This window comes from Mesorhizobium sp. B2-2-3 (genome assembly GCF_006442405.1).
Lineage (GTDB): Bacteria > Pseudomonadota > Alphaproteobacteria > Rhizobiales > Rhizobiaceae > Mesorhizobium.
The window spans coordinates 500,198-521,962 of record NZ_VFWC01000001.1 but is presented as its reverse complement, the minus strand read 5'-3'; the positions used below and the strand labels follow the sequence as shown (position 1 = coordinate 521,962).

General features: G+C 63.2%; 22 protein-coding genes and 1 tRNA gene. 12 read left to right on the top strand and 11 right to left on the bottom strand.

Translation table 11 applies throughout. From position 1 onward, the window contains the following. Positions 1–10: 10 nt before the first annotated feature. The 3 genes from FJ951_RS02405 to FJ951_RS02395 all read right to left on the bottom strand — a co-directional run bounded on the left by FJ951_RS02405 (position 11) and on the right by FJ951_RS02395 (position 2,026). Entirely contained in the window at positions 11–403 is a 393-nt protein-coding gene (locus FJ951_RS02405; RefSeq protein WP_140501065.1) for a type II toxin-antitoxin system VapC family toxin, read from the bottom strand. Then, on the bottom strand, positions 403–645 hold the full coding sequence (locus FJ951_RS02400) for a type II toxin-antitoxin system VapB family antitoxin (protein ID WP_140501063.1): 243 nt from the start codon (positions 643–645) through the stop codon (positions 403–405). Before FJ951_RS02400 ends, FJ951_RS02405 begins: the two co-directional genes overlap by 1 nt. Before the next feature lie 67 nt (positions 646–712). Next, on the bottom strand, positions 713–2,026 hold the full coding sequence (locus FJ951_RS02395) for an NAD(P)H-dependent oxidoreductase (protein WP_140513363.1): 1,314 nt from the start codon (positions 2,024–2,026) through the stop codon (positions 713–715). Between the two features lie 586 nt (positions 2,027–2,612). On the opposite strand from FJ951_RS02395, the gene FJ951_RS02390 reads away from it, so the two are divergent. From FJ951_RS02390 to FJ951_RS02380, 3 genes are all read left to right on the top strand, one after another. Then, entirely contained in the window at positions 2,613–4,019 is a 1,407-nt protein-coding gene (locus FJ951_RS02390; protein WP_140501059.1) for a PTS transporter subunit IIC, read from the top strand. 73 nt (positions 4,020–4,092) lie between these two features. Continuing rightward, positions 4,093–4,554 (top strand): PTS sugar transporter subunit IIA, encoded by a 462-nt coding sequence (locus tag FJ951_RS02385; RefSeq protein WP_140513361.1) that lies wholly within the window; start codon positions 4,093–4,095, stop codon positions 4,552–4,554. A 17-nt stretch (positions 4,555–4,571) separates the two neighbouring features. Then, complete coding sequence (locus FJ951_RS02380) at positions 4,572–4,859, top strand: PTS sugar transporter subunit IIB (RefSeq protein ID WP_140513359.1); 288 nt, start codon at positions 4,572–4,574, stop codon at positions 4,857–4,859. Positions 4,860–4,877: 18 nt separating this feature from the next. Here the strand turns inward: FJ951_RS02380 and FJ951_RS02375 are convergent, their stop codons facing one another. Then, the gene (locus FJ951_RS02375) at positions 4,878–6,266 is read right to left on the bottom strand and encodes a multicopper oxidase family protein (protein WP_140513357.1); all 1,389 of its coding nucleotides are present in this window, start codon (positions 6,264–6,266) and stop codon (positions 4,878–4,880) included. 461 nt (positions 6,267–6,727) lie between these two features. Further along, positions 6,728–6,802: transfer RNA gene (locus tag FJ951_RS02370), tRNA-Thr, on the bottom strand. Between the two features lie 161 nt (positions 6,803–6,963). On the opposite strand from FJ951_RS02370, the gene FJ951_RS02365 reads away from it, so the two are divergent. The 9 genes from FJ951_RS02365 (at position 6,964) to yacG (ending at position 12,672) form a co-directional block, all read left to right on the top strand. Further along, positions 6,964–7,164, top strand: a complete 201-nt coding sequence (locus tag FJ951_RS02365; protein ID WP_140513355.1) for a hypothetical protein — start codon at positions 6,964–6,966, stop codon at positions 7,162–7,164. A 127-nt stretch (positions 7,165–7,291) separates the two neighbouring features. Continuing rightward, a complete protein-coding gene (gene murA, locus FJ951_RS02360) occupies positions 7,292–8,584 on the top strand; it encodes a UDP-N-acetylglucosamine 1-carboxyvinyltransferase (RefSeq protein ID WP_140513353.1) in 1,293 nt (430 codons plus the stop codon). 149 nt (positions 8,585–8,733) lie between these two features. Beyond that, entirely contained in the window at positions 8,734–9,168 is a 435-nt protein-coding gene (locus FJ951_RS02355; protein WP_140513351.1) for a DUF2948 family protein, read from the top strand. Positions 9,169–9,171: 3 nt separating this feature from the next. Beyond that, a complete protein-coding gene (hisD, locus tag FJ951_RS02350) occupies positions 9,172–10,464 on the top strand; it encodes a histidinol dehydrogenase (RefSeq protein WP_140513349.1) in 1,293 nt (430 codons plus the stop codon). 5 nt (positions 10,465–10,469) lie between these two features. Further along, the gene (locus FJ951_RS02345) at positions 10,470–10,955 is read left to right on the top strand and encodes a UPF0262 family protein (protein ID WP_140513347.1); all 486 of its coding nucleotides are present in this window, start codon (positions 10,470–10,472) and stop codon (positions 10,953–10,955) included. A gap of 48 nt (positions 10,956–11,003) precedes the next feature. Then, positions 11,004–11,414: a low molecular weight phosphatase family protein gene (locus FJ951_RS02340; RefSeq protein WP_140501041.1), complete on the top strand. Its 411-nt coding sequence runs from the start codon at positions 11,004–11,006 to the stop codon at positions 11,412–11,414. A 196-nt stretch (positions 11,415–11,610) separates the two neighbouring features. Further along, positions 11,611–11,829 carry a translation initiation factor IF-1 gene (gene infA, locus FJ951_RS02335; protein ID WP_006200926.1) on the top strand — a complete coding sequence of 73 codons (219 nt, stop codon included), beginning with the start codon at positions 11,611–11,613 and terminating at the stop codon, positions 11,827–11,829. A 22-nt stretch (positions 11,830–11,851) separates the two neighbouring features. Next, the gene (locus tag FJ951_RS02330; protein ID WP_140513345.1) at positions 11,852–12,478 is read left to right on the top strand and encodes a Maf-like protein; all 627 of its coding nucleotides are present in this window, start codon (positions 11,852–11,854) and stop codon (positions 12,476–12,478) included. Beyond that, positions 12,475–12,672, top strand: a complete 198-nt coding sequence (yacG, locus tag FJ951_RS02325) for a DNA gyrase inhibitor YacG (protein WP_140501037.1) — start codon at positions 12,475–12,477, stop codon at positions 12,670–12,672. Before FJ951_RS02330 ends, yacG begins: the two co-directional genes overlap by 4 nt. Before the next feature lie 18 nt (positions 12,673–12,690). Here the strand turns inward: yacG and FJ951_RS02320 are convergent, their stop codons facing one another. From FJ951_RS02320 to FJ951_RS02295, 6 genes are all read right to left on the bottom strand, one after another. Beyond that, positions 12,691–14,061, bottom strand: a complete 1,371-nt coding sequence (locus tag FJ951_RS02320) for an alpha-glucosidase/alpha-galactosidase (RefSeq protein WP_140513343.1) — start codon at positions 14,059–14,061, stop codon at positions 12,691–12,693. Between the two features lie 19 nt (positions 14,062–14,080). Then, positions 14,081–15,748, bottom strand: coding sequence for an ABC transporter ATP-binding protein (locus tag FJ951_RS02315; protein WP_140513341.1), 1,668 nt, complete (start codon positions 15,746–15,748; stop codon positions 14,081–14,083). Positions 15,749–15,758: 10 nt separating this feature from the next. Beyond that, a complete protein-coding gene (locus FJ951_RS02310) occupies positions 15,759–16,895 on the bottom strand; it encodes an ABC transporter permease (protein ID WP_140501031.1) in 1,137 nt (378 codons plus the stop codon). After that, positions 16,896–17,903 (bottom strand): ABC transporter permease, encoded by a 1,008-nt coding sequence (locus FJ951_RS02305; RefSeq protein WP_140513339.1) that lies wholly within the window; start codon positions 17,901–17,903, stop codon positions 16,896–16,898. It abuts the gene before it with no gap. A 111-nt stretch (positions 17,904–18,014) separates the two neighbouring features. Next, positions 18,015–20,096 (bottom strand): ABC transporter substrate-binding protein, encoded by a 2,082-nt coding sequence (locus FJ951_RS02300; RefSeq protein ID WP_140513337.1) that lies wholly within the window; start codon positions 20,094–20,096, stop codon positions 18,015–18,017. Between the two features lie 109 nt (positions 20,097–20,205). Further along, on the bottom strand, positions 20,206–21,672 hold the full coding sequence (locus FJ951_RS02295; protein ID WP_140513335.1) for an alpha-glucosidase/alpha-galactosidase: 1,467 nt from the start codon (positions 21,670–21,672) through the stop codon (positions 20,206–20,208). Between the last annotated feature and the right edge of the window lie 93 nt (positions 21,673–21,765).

Below are 21,765 nucleotides of genomic sequence, written 5' to 3'. Positions count from 1 at the left end.
AGCAGACTCCCTAGGCCAGATCGGTATGCGAGAAGTCGTTGCCTTTGTAGAGCAGAGCAGAGCCACGACTCTTTGCGCATGCATAGGACAGGCAATCGGCCAGGTTGAGTTGGGCGGGATGCCCGCGTCCTTTTCCATAGTCTGAAAAAGCTTGGACCGCGAGCTTGGCGTCGCCGGCGTCGATCGGAACGATTTCGATTTCGGACTCGCGCAGAAAAGCCTCTATCGCCACTTCAGCGACAAGCGGCTCAACGGCCAGCATAGTTGAAAGCCGCATAGCCGCTTCGAGCACCACCAACGCGGAAGTAATTTTGCGAGGTGCTACCGCGATGCGGTTGCTCCACTCGCCAGCATCTCCCTCTCCCGAAAGAATTGCGACGACCACCGAGGTGTCGACAAACATCAAGAGTGGCCCCACATCTCATCGATCTCATCCTTGTCTACGGGCCGGCCGCCATGACCAGCTCTGGCTTTGAGTTCATCAGCGATGGCAGCCAGCCGCTGCGCCAACGGAGCGCGTCCACTTTCCCGTTTCAGTTCGGACTCAAGAGCTTCGATCACCGCCTCGGTCATCGAAATCTTGCGTTTGGCGGCGAGCCGCTGTGCCAGCTCACGTGCACGCGGGTCCCTGATCTGGAGGTTCATTGGTCGATCCTCAGCGTCATCTGCCATTACAATATAGTGCATCTGTCATGACAGCGCCACAACGGGCTTATTTTTCGTACAGCATCTCATCCTGCAGCCGGCGCAGAGCGAACAGTCTCGTCGCCCGGTCGGGTGCGGCGTTGTCGGCCGTCAACAGCTCGCCTTTCCTCACCGGTTTCAGCACCTTGCCGCCCTCGAGTAGGCCGACCGGCACGGCACGCCGGGCGCGAGCGTCTTCGACGGTCATCGTCCAGGAGCGATAGCAGGTCTCGCCGATCGCATCGAAGGTTTCGGCGGCGGCCAGATCCCGCTTGGCGACGGCGCATACCTCGGCGACCGGCCTTGGCAGCGGCACCATGTCGGGCTTGCCGAAGAGCACGATGCGGGCTGCGGTCAGCGGGACTTCCAGCGAGGTCAAATGGTAGGGCCGGAACAGGCTGTAATAGGGACCGTGGCCGATATGCAGGTCGTCCATGCGCTCGACGATGCGCGGGTGGGTCGCCTCGACGATGACGAAGACACCGGGTGCGACACCCTTGCCGACCGTGTAGTCGACAACGCCCTTTTTCGTGAGCAGCCCGCCATGCTCGCGCGGAATGAGCACCTTGACGAGGTCGTCGCGGTCGGCCTTCGGGCCGTGCATGCCGGGCACATCGGGCACCAGCCCGGTGGCGTTGGCGATGGCGCACATCTCGACCATGGTTTTCGAACCGTCGACGAACTCGACCAGCATGCGCGGGTTCATGTTGCGGCGGATCGCTTCCTCGCGATAGTCGTCGGGCACGGCATCGTGGTTAAGCGGGTTGTTCTTGCCCTTGCCGGCCGAGACGATGGTCAGGCCCAGTGCGGAGGCGAACTCGATCAGCTCCATGCAGCTCGAGGGCTCGTCTCCGGCGCCGACCGAATAGACGACGCCGAGGCGATCTGCCTGCTGCTTGAGATAGCAGCCGATGGTGACGTCGGCCTCGACATTCATCATCACCAGATGCTTGCCATGCTGCATCGCCATCAGGTCGAAGTCGGCGGCGACGCCGGGCTTGCCGGTGGCGTCGATGACGACGTCGATCAGCGGATTGGTGACCAGCATCTCGTTGGAGGTGATGGCGATCTTTCCCGACTCGATCGCCGCGGTGACTTTCGAAGTGGTATCGGCTTCGACGGCCATCGCTTCGTCACCATAGGCGATGCGGATCGCTTCGCGCGCCGTGTGCGGACGTCTTGTCGAGACCGCGCAGACCGAAATGCCGGGCATCAGCATGCCTTGCGTGACCAGATCGGTGCCCATTTCGCCCGAACCGATGACGCCGATGCGTACCGGGCGGCCCTCGGCGGCACGGCTGGCGAGATCGCGGGCGAGCCCGGTCAAGGCGACATTGGTCATGCGGGGATGTCCACAGCTTCCTGGTTCGCGTCGGATTAGCAGGGAATAGCTCCTCCTTGCCAACGAAACTGGCCTCGGCCCGTCAATTTCCCATGAAATCGCGCAGGACAGATGCGCTCGCCACGGTTCGGTTGGCCCAAAGACTGGGCTCCGAACTCGGCGACAAAGACCTGACGACTGCCAGTCCGCTGTGCCGGCAGTTTCTCCTGATAGGAATTTTTTCTTGACTGGGTGAGGGCAACTATGCTACATATTTGCCCATGGTGCTGAGTTGCGCCAAGGGCCCGCCGCACAGGCGGGTTTTTCCGTTCAATGCTCCGTCAAGAGCGCACAGGCGAAGGCTCCGTCAGCCCGGATGCCTTGGGTTCAAAGACTTGCCAATTGACATTGCCTTGAACTGCCTCAATAAAACATTCGTTCGCCAGCGAAGGCAAATGTTCATCCCGCATCACCGAGCGGGACGCATTCCGCCTCGCGGGCAGAACGGGGAGTGCCTTTGCGCCGAGGTTGGCGGCAAAGGCGTTGGAGGTCAACGGAGCATCATTTCGAACCCGGGGGTCGGGCTCGGTGCTCCAGGGGAGGACAAATGGATACTATTCTTGCGGGCCTCAAAGGGGCCATCGACACGCTCGGCGCAACAGTGCTGCTGCCGATCGTCATTTTCATCATAGCCGTCGTTCTTGGTGCAAAGGTCAGCAAGGCTTTTCGCGCCGCAGTCACCATCGGCGTCGCCTTCATCGGCATCAATCTCGTGCTTGGCCTGATGTTCACGTCGATCGGCGACGTCGCCAAGGCCATCGTCACCAACACCGGCATCCATCGCGACATCATCGATGTCGGCTGGCCGTCGGCGGCCGCCATCGCCTTCGGCTCGTCGGTCGGCCTGTGGGTCATCCCCGTCGGCATCCTGGTCAACATCGTGCTGTTGCTGACGCGCATGACGCGCACGCTCAATGTCGACGTCTGGAACTTCTGGCACTTCGCCTTTGTCGGCTCGCTGGTCGTGGCGGCGACCGACAATCTGGCCTACGGCATCGCCATCGCGGCATTGGTCGCGGCACTGTCGCTGCTGTTCGCCGACTGGTCGGCGCGCGCAGTGCAGCAGTTCTACGGCGTGCCCGGCATTTCGGTGCCGCACCTGGCTTCCGCGCAGATCCTGCCGATCGCCATCATCCTGAACTGGATCATGGACCGCATTCCCGGCATCAACCGCATCAACATCAACACCGAGACCATCGAGCGCCGGTTCGGCGTGTTCGGCGAACCTGTCGTGCTCGGCTTGATCATCGGCCTCGTGCTCGGCGCCATCGCCTTCTACAATGCCGGCGATCTCGGCACGGTGCTCGCCAAGGTGCTGGGCACCGGCATGACCCTGGCAGCCGTCATGCTGCTTTTGCCGCGCATGGTGAAGATCCTGATGGAGGGCCTGATCCCGGTCTCCGACGCGGCGCAGGAATTCGTGCGCAAGCGCACCGGCGACCGCGAGCTTCTGGTCGGCCTGGACTCCGCCATCCTGATCGGTCATCCGGCCGCGATCTCGTCGTCGCTGATCCTGGTGCCTATCGCGATCATCCTGTCGGTGATCCTGCCGGGCAACCGCGTCATCCTGTTCGCCGACCTGGCGGTCATTCCCTTCATCGTCGCCATGACCGCCCCTCTGGTCAAAGGCAATGTGTTCCGCATGGTGGTGATCGGCACGGTGACGCTGGCGATCGGCTTCTACGTCGCCAACGCGCTGGCGCCGCTGTTCACAAGTGCCGCCGTCGCCTCGGGCTTCAAGCTGCCGGCAGACGCGCTGCAGATCACCTCCGTCGTCGACGGCTTCCTGTGGGTGCCCTATGTGATCATCGAGGCGATCCAGGGACTTGGCCTTACCGGCATCGTCGTGATCGCCGTGGTCATCGCGGCACTGTTCGTCCTCTACCGTCGCAACACGCTCGGCTGGGAGCGGGCAGCGGGCGCCGAGGACGAGCCGGCCGAAGGCACGGCCTGAGCCTCGTCGCGCCTGACGTTTGAAATGATCGTGTGCCCTCCCCGGGCGCACGATTTTGCCGACGGAGCAAAACATGTCTGACAGCCTCATGCAGCTTCTGGATCCCGAAGCGATCGTGCTCGGATCCGATGCCTCGACCAATGAGCAGATCATCCGCATCCTGGCCGGCCGGCTCGAGACGCTCGGCTATGTCAGAAGTTCCTACGCCGACGCGGTCGTGCGTCGCGAGTTGACCATCCCGACAGGACTGCCGCTGGAGCGCCCCGACAATGTCGCGGTGCCGCACACCGATCCCGAACATGTCCTGAAGCCCGGGATCGCTTTGGGCACATTGAAGCGCCCCGTCGTCTTCGCCAACATGGAAGACCCCGACGAGAAGCTGCCGGTCGGCTTCGTGTTCCTGCTTGCCATCAATGACAAGGACAAGCAGATTGAAGCGCTGCAGGCCGTCATGGCCACCATCCAGAATCCAGATGCATTGGACGGCCTGAGGTCGGCCACGACGCTAGACGACGTTCGGGCCGTGCTCGGCTGAACAAGGAGAAGAAAGAGATGTCCAGACAGAAAACAATTCTCTTTGCCTGCGGCACGGGCATAGCCACCTCGACCGCGGTCAACGTCGCCGTCACCGAGGCGATGAAGCAACGCGGCCTGACCTTCAACGCCCAGCAGGCCAAGGCGACCGAAGTGCCGGGGCTGGCCGACAGCGTCGACTTCATCGTCGCCACGACGCCGATCTCGGCTTCGGTGACCAAGCCGGTCATCAAGGGCCTCGCCTTCCTCACCGGCATCGGCAAGGACAAGGTGCTCGACGAGATCGAGGCGCAACTGCGCAAGTAGGCCGCGGCACGCTCGGTTTCAGGTCACCCTGACGTAGCTCGTCATGCCCGACTTCTGATGCTCGATGATGTGGCAGTGCAGCAGCCAGTCGCCGGGGTTGTCGGCGACGAAGGCGAGGCTCACCTTCTCGTTGGGCTGGATGAGATAGGTGTCTGAAATCAGCGGCTGCACGGGCCGAGTCGAGGATGACAGCACTTTGAAGCTCATGCCGTGCAAATGCATCGGATGCGATTGCGGCGTCAGGTTCTCCATGTCGATGACATAGCTCCTGCCAAGCTTCAATTCGGCCAGCGGCGCGGTCGGATCCGGCGTGTCACCCGGCCACGGCACCTTGTTGATGGCCCAGAAACTGTAGCCGAGCGAACCGCATATGCCGTCGCTCGCAATGTTCTCGGCCGTGGCGCTGAGCGCCAGCGAAATATGCTGGGCAGCGGAGAGATCGACCTCCGCCACCGGATTGGCCTCCAGCGGCGCGACATCACGAATGTCGCGCTTCAGCGAGCTGCCAGCCGCACGCACGGTCGCCAGCACCTTGGGTTTGGTGCCCCTGACGTCCCGCAGGCTCACGACCGCGCCCTCCGCGTACGGCATGCGGATGGCGAGTTCCATGCGCTGTCCCGGGCCAAGCAGCAAGGCATCGGGCGAAAAACGCTGCGGCACCGGATTGCCATCCTGCGCGATCACCGTCGCCTCCGCGCCGTCGACGCGAAAGGCATGGATGCGCGTCACGTCGGTGATGGCGACGCGCAGCCGCACCAGCCCGCCGGCTGGCGCGTCATAGTGCGGCTGGTCGAGCCAGTTGGCCGTGCGCACCGTGCCATAGGTGCCGGTTCTCGCGGCATCGCGCGGCCGGAACTGGTCGATGAACTGGCCATCGTCGCCGAGACGCCAGTCGCGCAGATTGAGGACGATTTCGGCATCGAATTTCGGATCACCGGGATTTTCGACCACGATGACGCCGGTCAGGCCGTGCCCCATCTGCTCCAGCGTGTTGCAATGCGGGTGGTACCAGAAGGTGCCGGCATCGGGCGGCGTGAAGGCATAGTCGAAATGATCGCCGGTATAGACGTAGGGCTGGACCAGGAACGGAACGCCGTCCATCTTGTTGGGGACCCGAACGCCGTGCCAGTGGATCGTCGTCGGGTCGTCGATCGCGTTGACGAGCCGGGCGGCGAAGGGCTCGCCCTTTTTCATCCTCAGCACCGGCGGCATTCCGGCGCTGCCATAGGTCAGCACGTCCCGGGTCGGGCCGATCTCCATCAGCCTGGCCTGGATTTTGGCCGTCCGCAGCACCACCGGCTCGGGCGTGGCGGCGGCCCAGCCGCCAAGCCTCCCCATCGCCGCGAGCCCGCCCGCACCGGCAACCGCGGCCGTTTTCAGAAGTCGACGGCGTGTGATCAAGGTCATGCTGCGCTCCAGCGGGAAAGCCCTCGGAATCGCCGACTTGAATCATGATCGGGCGGCCAGCGCAAATCCCGATATCGGCATTTGCATCCCGATGAAGCCGCAACCAGCGCCGTCTGCGCGGACGGCGCTTCGCCCTGCGACTCTGATCGGGACGACGGCCGCGCCAGGTCATGCTTCAAGGCACTGACCGGAGCGGACTCGCCCGGGTCGCCAATGCCGATGTTTTCAACCGTCCGATCGGGCGGGTGGGTAGCGGAAGGGCGTCAAGCGGTCGCCCCCTATGGGCAGGCGCTCGTCGCGGAGGAAAGCAAGCAGGCCGATTTGCTCCCGCCATGAAAGCGCGACGAGAACCAACCTTGCGCGAAATCTCGGATTCAGGTGCCGGATGCGCCTTTTTTTTGCCCGTTCGTGCCGCAAGGGCTTAAGAATGGGACGGATGGCGCTGAAAATGTCGGGCAGTCTGGTGCTGCGAGAGAGGATTGAACTCTCGACCTCTCCCTTACCAAGGGAGTGCTCTACCACTGAGCTACCGCAGCCGCTGATGGCGGGGCTTCTGCCATATCGAACCGGCAAGCGCAAGGCCAAGTGCAAAGCATCTGTGAAAGCCTTTGCCGGATACGTTTTGATGACATGGCCGCGCCACAATGTTGGTTATGCCTGAATAGCGGGCTGGCCGGCCGCCGGCTAGGACGGGACGATGAACGACAAGACAATTCCACCGAAAAAGAGCGGCACCGGCCGCAAGGACCGCCTGTCCGAACAGCTGCGGGCGAATCTGTTGAAGCGCAAGGCACAGTCGCGCTCGCGGCGCGCCGGCGACGCCGACAAGCGGCGCGCCGGGGACGCCGACAAGCGGCCGGACGGGGTCGGCGCGGCGAAGGAAATACAAAAAGATTAACTCAAATCAGCCACTCTTGGGTCGGGTGCCAGGAAATCCTATTTCTTGAACCAGGTTGGCCGATGGTCTAGACGGGCCGATACTCAAACGATTGAAACCGGCTTTCGGGGCCGAGGGGATAGTCTTCATGGATCGCATCAGAATTGTCGGCGGCAACAAGCTCGCCGGAAGCATTCCGATCTCGGGCGCGAAAAACGCCGCCCTGCCGCTGATGATCGCGTCGCTTCTGACAGACGACACGCTGACGCTCGAAAACGTGCCGCATCTGGCCGATGTCGAGCAGCTGATCCGCATCCTGGGCAATCACGGCGTCGATTATTCGGTCAACGGACGCCGCGAAAAGCAGAATGAAGGCTATTCGCGCACCATCAACTTCTCCGCCCGCAACATCGTCGACACGACGGCCCCTTACGAGCTGGTGTCGAAGATGCGCGCTTCGTTCTGGGTCATCGGCCCGCTGCTGGCCCGCATGGGCGAGGCCAAGGTGTCGCTGCCGGGCGGTTGCGCCATCGGCACGCGGCCGGTCGACCTGTTCCTGGAAGGCCTGCAGGCGCTGGGCGCCGACATCGACGTCGACACCGGCTATGTCATCGCCAAGACCAGGAATGGCCGCCTCGTCGGCAACCGTTATGTCTTTCCGAAAGTGTCGGTCGGCGCCACCCATGTGCTGATGATGGCGGCGTCGCTCGCCAAGGGCGAGACGGTGCTTGAAAACGCCGCCTGCGAGCCCGAGATCGTCAACCTCGCCGAATGCCTCAATGCCATGGGCGCCAAGATTTCCGGCGCCGGCACGCCAACCATCACCATCGACGGCGTCGAGGCGCTGTCGGGCGCGCGCGTGCGCGTCATCCCGGACCGCATCGAGACCGGCACCTATGCCATGGCCGTCGCCATGACCGGCGGCGACGTCGTGCTCGAAGGCGCGCGTCCCGATTTGCTGCAGACCGCGCTGGACGTGATCTCGCAGACGGGCGCCGAGATCACGCCGACCAATTCCGGCATCCGCGTCAAGCGCAACGGCGCCGGCATTTCACCGGTCGACGTGACGACGGCGCCCTTCCCGGCTTTCCCCACCGATCTGCAGGCGCAGTTCATGGGGCTGATGACCATGGCCAAGGGCAAGTCGCGCATCACCGAGACGATCTTCGAAAACCGCTTCATGCATGTGCAGGAACTGGCGCGTCTGGGCGCCCACATCACGCTTTCCGGCCAGACGGCGATCGTCGACGGCGTGCCGAAATTGAAGGGCGCGCCGGTCATGGCGACCGACTTGCGTGCTTCGGTCTCGCTGGTGATCGCGGGCCTGGCGGCCGAAGGCGAAACCACGGTCAACCGCGTCTATCATCTCGACCGCGGCTTCGAGCGGCTTGAGGAAAAACTGTCCAATTGCGGCGCGGTGATCGAGCGGATCTCGGCTTAGGTCGATCGCCGCCCGCCTCACGGCTGCACGGACCGGAATGACCTCCGGATTCCTGCTTGAGCATGATCTTTTCCGAAAAGCGGTTTCCACTTTTCGGGATCATGCTCTAACAGAAGGCTGAACAGTCAATTTTCAGGTGCGAAATCCGCATGACCGGCCTCAAGCTTATCGCCCTCGACGACCAGGACCTGAGCATCGTCTCCGCCCACGTCCAGGACGCCGTGATGAAAGTCTCGGACCTTGAATACCTTCCCGCGGCCAAGCGTTTCGTGCTGACCATGAACCGTTTCGTCTGGGAGGCCAAATCGGGCTTCTTTCGCCAGCACAATGAACGGCGCCAGGCCGTGCTGCATTTCGATCGGGTTCTGGGCGCCAAGACCAGCGGCATTGCCCGCGACAAGCCGGCCGAAGTGCTGTCGCTGCTGGCGATCAGCTTCATCGAGATCAGCAAGCCGGCCGGTATCGTCGAGCTGATCTTTTCCGGAGGCGGCGCGATCATGCTCGATGTCGAATGCATCGAGGCCCGCCTTGCCGATGTCGGCGGCGCGTGGGAAGCCACGTCGCGTCCCGTGCACAGGGCTTGAGCGATGGCCATCACGCTTCGTCAGTCCGACGCCGATTTCGAACAGCGTTTCGCCGCTTTCCTCACCACCAAGAGGGAAGTGTCGGCCGATGTCGACGCGGCCGTGCGCCAGATCATCGCGCGCGTGCGCGCCGAAGGCGACGCCGCACTCGTCGACTTTACCAGACGATTCGACCGGGCCGACCTTAGGGAACTCGGCATTGCCGTGTCGAAGGACGAGATCGCCCGCGCCTATGCCGCTTGCGACCACCAGACGATCGAGGCGCTCGAATTCGCGCGCGACCGCATCCGCGCCTATCACGAGCGGCAGCGGCCGAAGGACGACCGCTTTACCGATGCCGCGGGCGTCGAGCTCGGCTGGCGCTGGACCGCGGTCGAGGCGGTCGGGCTTTACGTGCCGGGCGGCACTGCGAGCTATCCCAGTTCGGTGCTGATGAACGCCATCCCGGCCAAGGTCGCCGGCGTGGAGCGCATCGTCATGGTGGTGCCGGCACCCGGCGGCGTCATCAATCCGCTTGTGCTGGTGGCGGCCGACCTTGCCGGCGTGCCGGAAATCTATCGCATCGGCGGCGCCCAGGCGATCGCTGCCCTGGCCTATGGCACCGAGACGATCAAGCCGGTCGCCAAGATCGTCGGCCCTGGCAACGCCTATGTCGCGGCGGCCAAGCGCCAGGTGTTCGGCACCGTCGGCATCGACATGATCGCCGGCCCCTCGGAAGTGCTGGTCGTGGCCGACGGCGACAATGATCCCGACTGGATCGCCGCCGATCTCCTGGCCCAGGCCGAACATGACGCGTCGGCGCAGTCGATCCTGATCACCGACGATCCGGCCTTTGGCAAGGCGGTGGAGGAGGCGGTCGAACGGCAGCTGCCAAACCTGCCACGGGCGGAGACGGCAGCGGCGAGTTGGCGCGATTTCGGCGCGGTGATCGAGGTTGCGGCGATCGAGGCAGCGCTGCCGCTGGTCGACCGTATCGCGGCCGAGCATGTCGAACTGGCAATCGACGATGCCGAGGGCTTCCTGTCGCGGATGCACAATGCCGGTGCCGTGTTTCTCGGCCGCCATACGCCGGAAGCCATCGGCGACTATGTCGGCGGTTCCAACCACGTGCTGCCGACGGCGCGCTCGGCGCGTTTCTCGTCAGGCCTTTCGGTACTCGATTTCGTCAAGCGCACCTCGATCCTGAAGCTCGGGCCCGAGCAATTGCGCGCGCTGGCGCCCGCCGCGATCGCGCTGGCCAAGGCGGAAGGGCTCGACGCGCATGGACGCTCCGTCGCTATCCGGCTGAACATGTAGGCGCCATGTCGGGCTCCGATCAAACCCGGGCGAGGCTGATCGATGTCGAACTCGATGAATCGATCGGCCGTTCGACGCCCGACGTCGAGCACGAACGCGCGGTGGCGATCTTCGACCTGATCGAGGAGAACAGTTTTCAACCGGTCAATGACAGCGGCGCCGGCCCCTACCGGCTGAAGCTGTCGCTGGCCGAGTCCCGCCTGGTTTTCGCCGTGACGCGCGACGACGGTTCCGCCGTGGTGACCCATATCCTGTCGCTGACGCCGCTCAGGCGCATCGTCAAGGACTACTACACGATCTGCGAAAGCTATTACGACGCCATTCGCTCCTCGACGCCGAGCCATATCGAGGCGATCGACATGGGTCGCCGCGGCCTGCACAACGAGGGTTCGCAGACGTTGATGGACCGGCTCGCCGGCAAGATCGACATCGATTTCGACACGGCGCGCCGGCTGTTCACGCTGGTCTGCGTGCTCCATTGGCGGGGTTAACCCCTGACCGCCGGCGCACCGCCCCGTTCGATCCTGTTCCTGTGCGGCATGAATGCCGTGCGCTCGCCGATGGCCGAGCTGTTGGCGCGGCGCATGCTGCCGGCCAGCACCTTCGTCGCCTCCGCGGGCGTGCGCAGCGGCGAGCGTGACCCGTTCGTCGATGCCGTACTTGCCGAGGAAGGCCTGTCGCTGGGCGAGCGCCATCCAAGGACGATGGACGAGCTGGAAGACGACTATTTCGATCTCATCGTCACGCTCGCGCCGGAGGCGCACCATGCCGCGCTGGAGCTCACCCGCTCGCTCGCCGTTGAGGTCGAATACTGGCCGACGCCGGATCCTACCGGCGCCAGCGGCACGCGCGAGCAGATCATCGCGGCCTATCGCGATGTGCGCGAACGGCTGAAGTTGCGCATAGGCCGACGTTTTTTGCTTCCAGAAGCAAAAAACGCGACGGATTAAGCGTGTTCACAAGCCGACGATTATCATATAGGTTCCGCCGAATTTCCGGCTAGAGTCGGATGCGGTTGGGTCTCTTCGACCTGACAGCTTCCGACTCTAGATCAAAGAAGTAGAGCATGATGTCGTCCGAAAACCGCTTCATACTTTTCGGCATCATGCTCTAAACGCCGGGAAACCATCCAAGCAAAGGTATCGAATGCCGAAGGAAGAAGTCCTCGAGTTTCCGGGTGTCGTCACGGAACTGCTGCCCAACGCCATGTTCCGGGTGAAACTCGAAAACGAACACGAAATCATAGCCCATACGGCCGGCCGCATGCGCAAGAACCGCATCCGCGTGCTGACCGGCGACAAGGTCCTGGTCGAGATGACGCCCTACGACCTGACCAAGGGCCGCATCACCTATCGTTTCAAGTAAGATCAAGGCCGACTGGTCCGCGATGAGCATTTTGCTGAAGCTGGTGCTTGCCTCGGGTTCGCCGCGCCGCATCGAACTCCTGCAGCAGGCCGGCATCGAACCGGACCGCATATTGCCCGCCGACATCGACGAGACGCCGCTGCGTGCCGAGCATCCGCGCTCGCTGGCCAAAAGGCTGTCGAAGGAAAAGGCCGAAAAGGCATTTGCCTCACTGAAGTCGGAAACCGACTACGCGCCGGCCTTGGTGCTGGCCGCCGACACGGTGGTCGCTGTCGGGCGGCGCATCCTGCCCAAGGCCGAGACGCTCGATGATGCCGCCAACTGCCTCGGACTGCTGTCGGGGCGTTCGCACCGGGTCTATTCCGGCATCTGCCTGATCACGCCCGGCGGCAAACTGCGCCAGCGGCTGGTCGAGACGCGGGTGCGGTTCAAGCGGCTGCCGCGCGAGGAGATCGACGCCTATGTCGCGTCGGGAGAATGGCGCGGCAAGGCCGGCGGCTATGCCGTACAGGGGCTTGCGGGCGCTTTCGTCGTCAAGCTGGTCGGCTCCTACACCAATGTCGTCGGCTTGCCGCTTTACGAGACCGTAGCGTTGCTTTCGGGCGAAGGCTTCAAGGTCCATCACAACTGGTCCTCGGCGCGGCCATGAGCGCGGACGACAAGGTGACGCCGCTGCGGCCAAGGCGCCCCTGCCCCGAATGCGGCAAGCCTTCGGCGCGCGAGACCTACCCGTTCTGCTCCAAGCGCTGCAAGGACATCGACCTCAACCGCTGGCTGAAGGGCGCCTATGTCATCAAAGCCCGCGACGACGAGGAAGAACCCGACGCCGACGAGCCGAAATAAGCTAAGAGCGACGCTTGGTCAGGCGGCTTCAGTCTTGCGGCTCACGCGCGCCCAGGCCGGCAGCCAGTCGCCGTGAGCGGCAAGAAGCTCGTCCACCAGTGACCATATCTGGTCGAGGTCGAGCTCGGCTGCCGTGTGCGGATCCATCATCGCCGCATGATAGATGTGTTCCCGGTTCTCGCTCGTCAGCGCCCGCACCGTCAGTTCCTGCACGTTGATGTTGGTGCGGATCAGCGCCGTCAATTGCGGCGGCAGGTCGCCGATGTAAGTCGGCTGGATGCCGGAGGCGTCGACCAGGCACAGCACCTCGGCGGCGCACTCGCGGGGCAGCGAGGTGATGCAGCCATTGTTGCGAACATTGCCGTAGATCACCGACGGCTCGCCGGTCCAGACCGAATTCATGATCGAGGAGGCATATTCCTTCGACTGCTCGACTTCGATGCGCTCGGCCGAACGGTAGGCCTCCGCCTGCCCCTGCCAACGCTCGATCTGCTCGATGCAGCGCTTGGGATATTCATCCAGCGGGATACCGTATTTCTCGATCAGGTCGGGACGGCCGCTCTTGATGAAATAGGGCGTGTATTCGGCGAAATGCTCCGAGCTTTCGGTGACAAAATAACCGAGCCGGGTCAGCATCTCGTAACGCACCTTGTTGGGGCAGCGCGGATTCCAGCCGGGCTTGGGCGCACGCCCTTCGCGATAGGCGCGCAGGAGATCCGGGTAGAGGTCGCGGTAGGAGCCGTCAGCCTGGCGGTGCTCGAACTTCAGGTAGAAGGCCATGTGGTTGATGCCGGCGGAGCGATAGCGGATGTCCTCGTAGGGAAGATCGAGATCGTGCGCCAGTTCCATCGCGGTGCCCTGCACCGAGTGGCAGAGGCCGACCTGCCTGATCTCTGGATATTTCTCCGATATCGCCCAGGTGTTGATCGCCATCGGGTTGACGTATTGCAGCATGATCGCCTCGGGGCAGACGGCGAGCATGTCCTCGCAGATCTTCCACAGATGCGGCACGGTCCTCAGGCCTCGCATGATGCCGCCGATGCCGAGCGTGTCGGCTATGGTCTGGCGCAGGCCATATTTCTTCGGCACTTCAAAGTCGGTGACGGTGCAGGGCTCGTAGCCGCCGATCTGGAAGGCGACGACGACGAAATCGGCACCGGCCAGCGCCTTGCGCTGGTCGGAATAGGTCTCCGCTTTCGCCTTCACGCCGAGCGTCGCGATCAGCTTGTTGACGACGACGGCACTCTCTTCCAGCCGCTGCGGATCGATGTCCATCAGCGCGATCGTCGCGCCCGAAAGCGCCGGCCGCTGCAGCACGTCGCCGACGATGTTCTTCATGAACACGGTCGAGCCGGCGCCGATGAAAGTGATCCTGGGATGTCTTGCCACGCTAACCTCCGGCATGTGTTCAGGCCACGTCGAAAGCGGCCCGGACGAGCCGTTCGGTGTAGGCGGTCTTGGGATTGGTGAGGACCTCGTCGACAGGTCCCTGTTCGACGATCTTGCCGTGCTGCATGACGATGACGCGGTGACACAGAGCGCGCACCACCTTGAGATCGTGCGAGATGAAAAGATAACTCAGGCCGCGCTCGTCCTGCAGCCTGCGCAAGAGATCGATGATCTGCGCCTGGACGGAGAGGTCCAGCGCCGATGTCGGCTCGTCGAGCAGGATGAATTCCGGTTCCAACGCGATGGCTCGGGCGATGGCGACGCGCTGCCGCTGTCCGCCGGAGAACTCGTGCGGAAATCGCGAAAGGATGTCGCCCGGCATGCCGGCGCTGACCAGCGCCTCGCGCACCCGCTCGACCCGCTCGCGCCGCGTCGCTCCGATGCCGTTGACGATCAGCCCTTCCTCGATGATCTGCCCGATCGTCATGCGCGGGTTGAGCGAGGAGAACGGATCCTGGAAGACGACCTGCATGCGCGACCGCAGCGGCCGCATCTCATTGCGAGACAGACCTTGGATAGGCTGGCCGTCGAAACGGATCTCGCCGCGCTTGGCATCGATCAGCCTCAGCAGCGCCTGGCCAAAAGTGGTCTTGCCGGACCCGGATTCGCCGACCAGCCCCAGCGTTTCGTGGCGACAAAGCTTGAGATCGAGATCGTCGACGGCGACCAGCTCGCGCCAGTCCGGTTTGAGGAAGGTGCCGTGGCGCAGCATGAAGCAGACGCGCACCCCGTTCGCTTCGAGGATGGTGCCGGAGCCCTCCGGCAGCGGTTGTGGCCGCCCGCGCGGTTCGGAGGCGAGCAGTCGTTGCGTATAGGGATGCTGGGGATCGGAGAACAGACGTTCGGTGACGTTATGCTCCCGCATCTCGCCATGCTGCATGACATAGACGTAGTCGGAGAATTTGCGCACGACCGTGAGGTCATGGGTGATCAGGATCACCGCCATGCGCAGCTCTTTCTGCAGATTGCGGATCAGGTTCAGGATCTGTGCCTGGACGGTGACGTCGAGCGCCGTCGTCGGTTCGTCGGCGATCAGCACGTCGGGATCGTTGGCCAGCGCCATGGCGATCATCACGCGCTGGCGCTGGCCGCCCGAGAGCTGATGCGGATATTGCTTGAGCCGCGCGACGGGATCCGGGATCTGGACATGCTGCAGGAGTTCGAGCGCCCGTGCCCAGGCTTGCCGCCGGCCGACCTTGCGATGAACCCTGATCGCCTCGACGATCTGGCTGCCGATCGTATAGATCGGATTGAGCGAGCTCATCGGCTCCTGGAAGATCATCGAGATGCGGTTGCCGCGCAGCTTGCGCCGGGCGCTCTCGGGGAACTTCAGGATGTTTTGCCCATCATAACAGACGGTCGATCTCGGCGACACGGTGGCGCGCCGGGACAGCAATCCCATGACGGTGCGCGCCGTCACCGATTTGCCGGAACCGGATTCGCCGACGATGGCGATCGTCTCGCCGCGATAGAGCTGGAACGAGACGTCCTTGACCGCCTCGACGGTGCCGTGCTCGACCTTGAAGGCGACCTCGATGTTGCGGGCATCGATCACGGGTTCTCCCTGGCGTCCGTCATGGTCGTGCCGGACGGAAGGTGCGAAGGGTTCGGCGAGCGCGAGCGTCATCCCAGCCACCTCAATAAGGATCGACGGCGTCGCGCAGGCCGTCGCCCAGCGCGTTGAAGGCAAAGACGGTGACCAGCACGAAGCCGACCGGCGACAGGATCCACGGATAGGTGCCTATGACGGAGTAGGTCGCGGTGTCCTGCAGCATCAGCCCCCAGGAGATCAGTGGCGGCTTCACCGCAAAGCCGAGAAAACCGAGGAAGGATTCGAGCAGCACAACGGTCGGGATCGCCAACGTCACCGCGACGATCACATGGCTCATCACATTGGGGAAAATGTGCTGCATGATGATGCGCCGGTCGGTGGCGCCCACCGCCATGGCGGCGCGTACGTATTCAATGCGCGCAAGCGCCAGCGTCTTGCCGCGCACCTCGCGCGACATCTGCGCCCAGCCCAGCGCCGACATGACGATGATGACGAAGGCGAGGAAGACGTTGGTGGGCGCGGTGACCGGGATCAGCGTCGTCAGCGCCAGATAGAGCGGCAGCTGCGGGAAGGCCAGCACGAGTTCGACGAAGCGCTGCATCCAGACATCGAACCGACCGCCGAAATAGCCGGAAGCCATGCCGACCGTAGTGCCGATGACGGTGATGATGAAGACCACCGTCAGCGCGATCATCAGCGAGACGCGCGAGCCATGGATGGCGCGCGAGAGCACGTCGCGTCCGAACTTGTCGGTGCCGAGGAAATGCACCGGCTGGCCGTCCATCGAACCGAAGAAATGCCGGTTCGCCGCAATGAGCCCGAAGAGCCTGTAGGGCGCGCCCTCGACGAAAAGGCCGAGCAATCTTGGATGATCATAGTCGGGACCGACGATGGGCTGAAAGGTGACCGGATCGAGATCCGCCGAATCCGCCAGCGCATAGACCCTGGGCCGGGCGACGAAATCGCCGTCCCTGTCGTGGAAAGCAGGCAGTTGCGGCGGCGCGAAGGCGACATCGGTCACCTTCGGGTCCATCGGCGCCAGGAACTCGGCGAATACCGCCATGAGGATCAGCAGCACGACGAGCCAGAACCCCGCCATGCCGGTCCAGGAGCGCTTCAGCCGGCGCCAGACGAGCGCGGTGTAGCTCTCGTTGCCGTGCGCGGGTCTCTCGACGGGTCCTTCGGCCGGCAGCGGCGGTGGCGATGTATCGCGGGCCAACATCTAGCTCTCCCCGAACTGGCGCACGCGCGGATCGAGCAGGACCAGCAACATGTCGGCGATGATGTTGCCGACGATCAGCGTCGCCGACAGCACCATCATGAAAGTGGCGGTGACATAGACGTCGCCGACCGCCATCGAGCCGACGATCGCCGGGCCGACGGTCGGCAGCGCGAAGATGATCGCCGTCTCGATTTCGCCGGTCAGCATGTAAGGCAGCACCACGCCCTGATACATGACCAGCGGATGCAGCGCATTGGGCACGGCGTGTCGCATGACGACGGCGCTGCCGGTCAACCCCTTGGCCTTGGCCGTCTCGACATATTGGGCGTTCAGCGTGTCGAGCAGATTACCGCGCATGACGCGCATGTTGTAGGCGAGCCCGCCGAAGGTGGCGATCGCAACCACCGGCCAGACATGCTTGACCAGATCGAGGAACTTGGCCCACGACCATGGCGCGCCGCCATATTGCGGCGAGAAGAAGCTGCCTATCTCCGAGACGTTGAACTGGAAGACCAGGAGATAGACGATGATCAGCGCCATCAGGAAGCGCGGCACCGTCATGCCGAGGAAGGAGATGGCCGAAAGTGTCGAGTCGATCCAGGTGTATTGCCGGGTCGCCGCCCATATGCCGAAGGTGATGCCGAGCACCGAGGCGAGCAGATGGCACACAAGCGCCAGGATGAGGGTGCGCGGCAGGCGCTCGCCCACAACGTCGGCCACCGGCTTGTTGTAGTAGAGGCTGTAGCCGAAATCGCCGCGGGTGACGATGCCGCCGATCCAGTTGAGATACTGGACGGGCAGCGGCTTATCGAGGCCATGTTCGATCCGGTAGGCGTTGGCCTGCGCGTCGGCTTCGGCGAAGGAGGCGCCTCCCTGGTTGATCAGCTGCGAGCGGATGTAGTCGGCATAATCGCCGGGCGGTGCCTGGATGATGGCGAAGGTGACGAGGCTCAGTATGGCAAGGACCGGGATTGCCGACGCTATGCGCATGAGCAGAAATCGCAGCATGGACGGTCGCTTCCTCGTCTTGCCGATCGCGTCTTTTTGGTGCGTTCGGAGGTTGCCTTTGTCCGGCCGCGCCAGCGGCGCGGCCGGAGGTCTCAGTCAGGGGAGGTAAACTTACATCGGGCCCTTGTCTCCAGGCTTGCCGGGCAGCTCTTCCGGGAACAATTCGTATTTCGCCTGCTTGTCGGCCGCCACGAAGACCCGCTCGCGGATGATCGAATCCTCTGCCCAGTTGAACATGTAGATCGGCGTGCCCCTTGGAACGTTGGAGAAGCGTTTGTTGACGATCAGCGCACCGGGATATTCCGTCAGGCCGACATTGTAGACGTGCTCCGTCGAAATCTTCTGGAAGTCTCTCATCAGGGCGGCGCGCTGGTCATTGTCCTCAGAGGTGACAAATTTGTTGACGATGTCGACGAGGTCCTTCTCGAAAGGCATCAGGTCGACCTCGCCGCTTTCAGGTGCGCGGTGATCCCAGCTGGTCTTGGGACCGACGGGAGCGAGTTGCACGGTGTTCTGCACGACGGAGGTCAGCTCCTGGTCGTTGCGCCGGATCAGCCAGTCGAAACGCCCGGAATATTGCGAGGCATCGCGCTGGGTGCCGTTGAGACCGTTGAGCACGATCCGCAGCCCGAGTTTCTCCATCTGGGCGACAACGCCTTCGGCGAGGCTCTTGTCGGTGCCGTAGTCATTGTTGACCAGCATGACGATCTCGACATTCTTGCCGCCGGCCGTGCCGGCCGGGAAGTTCACGAAGCCGTCGCCATCGGTATCCTTGAGGCCGGCCTTGGCGAGTTCGGCCTTGGCGCCCTCGAGGTCGAAGGGATAGTAGACCGTCGACTTGCGGTCATAGAAGCTGGTGCCGGAGGACAAGCCGCCGGGGTAGATGGCGGTGAACGGCCCCTTGACCAGGGAGTTGCCCAGCGCCTTGCGGTCGAGCGCCATGGTAACCGCCTTGCGGAAATCCTCATTGCGGTTCAGCTCGCGAATCGCCTGACCGCGCTCGTCCGGGTTGCCCCAGCCATTAGCGGAAAAATTGAGGCGCAGATTATAGCCGATCAGCCGTGGACCGAACGCCAGGCGTGCAGGCGCATTCGCCTCCGCGGCCCGCTTCAGCGAGGCGACGAAGTTCTCCGGCTGCTCCAGATTGGAGAAATCGCCCGAGCCGGCCACCGCCTGGACATCGCGGTCGGCCCAGGTGGACAGCTTGTAATGTAATTCGTTGAGGTAGGGCAGCTGATTGCCCTTCTCATCGACCTTCCAATAATAGGGATTGCGGCGCATGACGATGATGTCGTCTGGCCGGTATTCAACCGGCACCCAGGCGCCCATGACCGGCATGTTCATATATTCCGGCGGGAAGGCGTTCTTGAACTGGTCGTAGGTGTTCTTCGAATATTTCGGATGCTGCGGCTTCAATATGTGCGCGGGGCCAGGACAGAAAGTGCCGTAGGCCATCGCGTAGAGATACTGTTTCGGGAAGGCTTCCTTGAAGGTCCACTCGACGGTGTAGTCGTCGACCTTCTTGAGCGTGGTGCCGACGCCGAACGTTTCCTGGGTGGCGCCATTGAGCGGCGAGACATTGGGATCGACGACCTCGTCGTCCCAGTAGAACATGACGTCGTCTGAGTTGAAGGGCGCGCCGTCGGACCATTTGGCACCCTCGACGAGGTGCATGGTGAGCTTGTGGCCATCCGCCGACCAGTCCCAGCTTTTGGCGAGGTTGGGCAGCGGTTCGGTGTCCTTGGCCTCGACCTGGAACAGCGGCGCGGTGCGCGTCAGGCATTCGGACAGGCCGATATCGATGCCGCCCCATCCCTGCGTCTGACCGGCGCCGTAGTTCCAGCCTTCCGGCCGCCCGCCGATAACATGGCGCATTGTATCGCCGTAGACGCCGATGCCATCAGGCATGTTGCCCGTCTTGAAAACCAAGGGCTCCTTCGGCAGCCTGTCTTTCACCGGCGGCAGCTTGCCGGCCTTGACGTATTTCTCGGTCACCCAGTCCGGCTCGTGATAGTCGGGCAGCGCCTTGAACTCCAGGATGGACTCGCGCGGCACATAAGTGATCTTGCCTTCGGCCGGAAACGCCGCCGGTACCGGCGGGACCGTCGGCTCGGAGGCGAAAGCGTTGAGCGCCGGGACGGAGACGCCCAGCGCCAGTCCCGCGACCATGCCAATGCTGCGTAGGTTCCTCATTGTCTCCTCCCTCGTGTTCGGACGTTTTGTTTTGCTGCTGCTCGTCTTGTGCCTGGACGGCTGACTGCGGTGGACCTACCTCCCGTGGATCCGCCGTCGCACCCGGTTTTCAGCCAGCCTGCTTCAGCGCGGCCTTCTCGGCGCGCAACTCCTCGATCGAGCGGACGCTGCGCCGCGCGGCACCCGCCCACTCGCGGGTCTTGACGCTGGATTTGGACAGCCGCTCTTTTGCCGCCGGAACCGCATGCGCATATTGCGGCAGCCAGGCGGCTTCAGCGACGACCATTTCGTCGACCATCTGCCAGACCTCTTCCGGTGTCGACACCGCGCCAACCAGCGGGTCATGCAGCACGGCAAGCTTGAGCAGGTCGATGTCGCCGGATATGGCGGCATGCACCGACATGCGCTGGACATTGATCGAGGATATGCAGGTCGCGGCACATGCTTCCGGCAAGGTGATGCCGGCCGCCATGTTGATGCCGAAGCGGTCGACGAAGCCGGGCGATTCGACGATGGCGTCCTGCGGCAAATTGGTGATGACACCGTCATTCTTGACGTTGAAGTGGCCGCGATAGACACGGTTGGTCTCCAGCGCCTCCAAGATGTGGCTGGCATGCTCGTTGGAGCGTTTTGACGGATCGATCGGCTTCGACGCCGCTTCGAGGAATTGCGGATATTCCGTCTCGAACCAGTTGCGGGTCTCGGTGGAATAACGGAGATAGCCGCCCGTCTCGCCATGGATCCAGTCGGACATGTCGATCCAGCGGGTGATCTCGTCCGGACGCTTGCGGTACCAGGGAAGATACTCGGACAAGTGGCCGTTGCTTTCGGTCGAATAAACGCCGAAGCGCTTCAACACGTCTATGCGCAGTTTCTCCTGCCTGGAATAGACCGGATGCGCCTCGAAGGCGGCGACCAGCTCGTCCTTGCCGATTTCTCGACCGTTCAGGCGCAACTCGATGAACCAGGTCTGGTGGTTTATGCCGGAACAGACATAGTCGAGCTCCCGAGGCGACTTCGCGCCCAGCACCTCGGCGATCTGCTCGGCGCCGTGCTGGACGCCGTGGCACAGCCCGACCGTGTCGACCTTGCCGTACTCGATCGCCGCCCAGGTGTTCATCGCCATCGGGTTGGCATAGTTGAGGAATTTCGCATCGGTCTCGGCGACCTCGCGTATATCCTTGCAGAAATCGAGGATCACCGGGATGTTGCGCTGGCCATAGAGGATGCCGCCGGCGCAGATCGTGTCGCCGACGCATTGGTCGATGCCGTATTTCAAGGGGATCCTGATATCGTCGGCATAGGCTTCGAGGCCACCGACCCGCACACAGCTGATGACATAACGAGCGCCCTCGAGCGCCTTGCGGCGGTCTGTCGTCGCCGTCACCTTGGTTGGCAATTTGTTGGCCTCGACGATCCGGTCGAGGATCGCCTTGATCATCTGGAGATTGTGCTCGCTGACATCGGTCAGCGCGAATTCGATACCCTTGAATTCCGGCACGCACAGTATGTCGGTGAACAGTTTCTTGGTGAAGCCGACGCTGCCGGCGCCGATAATAGCGATTTTGAAACTCATCACCTTCACCTCGATCCGATCGGATGCTAGGCAAGGAGCAGCAAGGGAGGATATGGCCACACGCCAAGGCGCGCGTGCCAATCGAGCCGAATT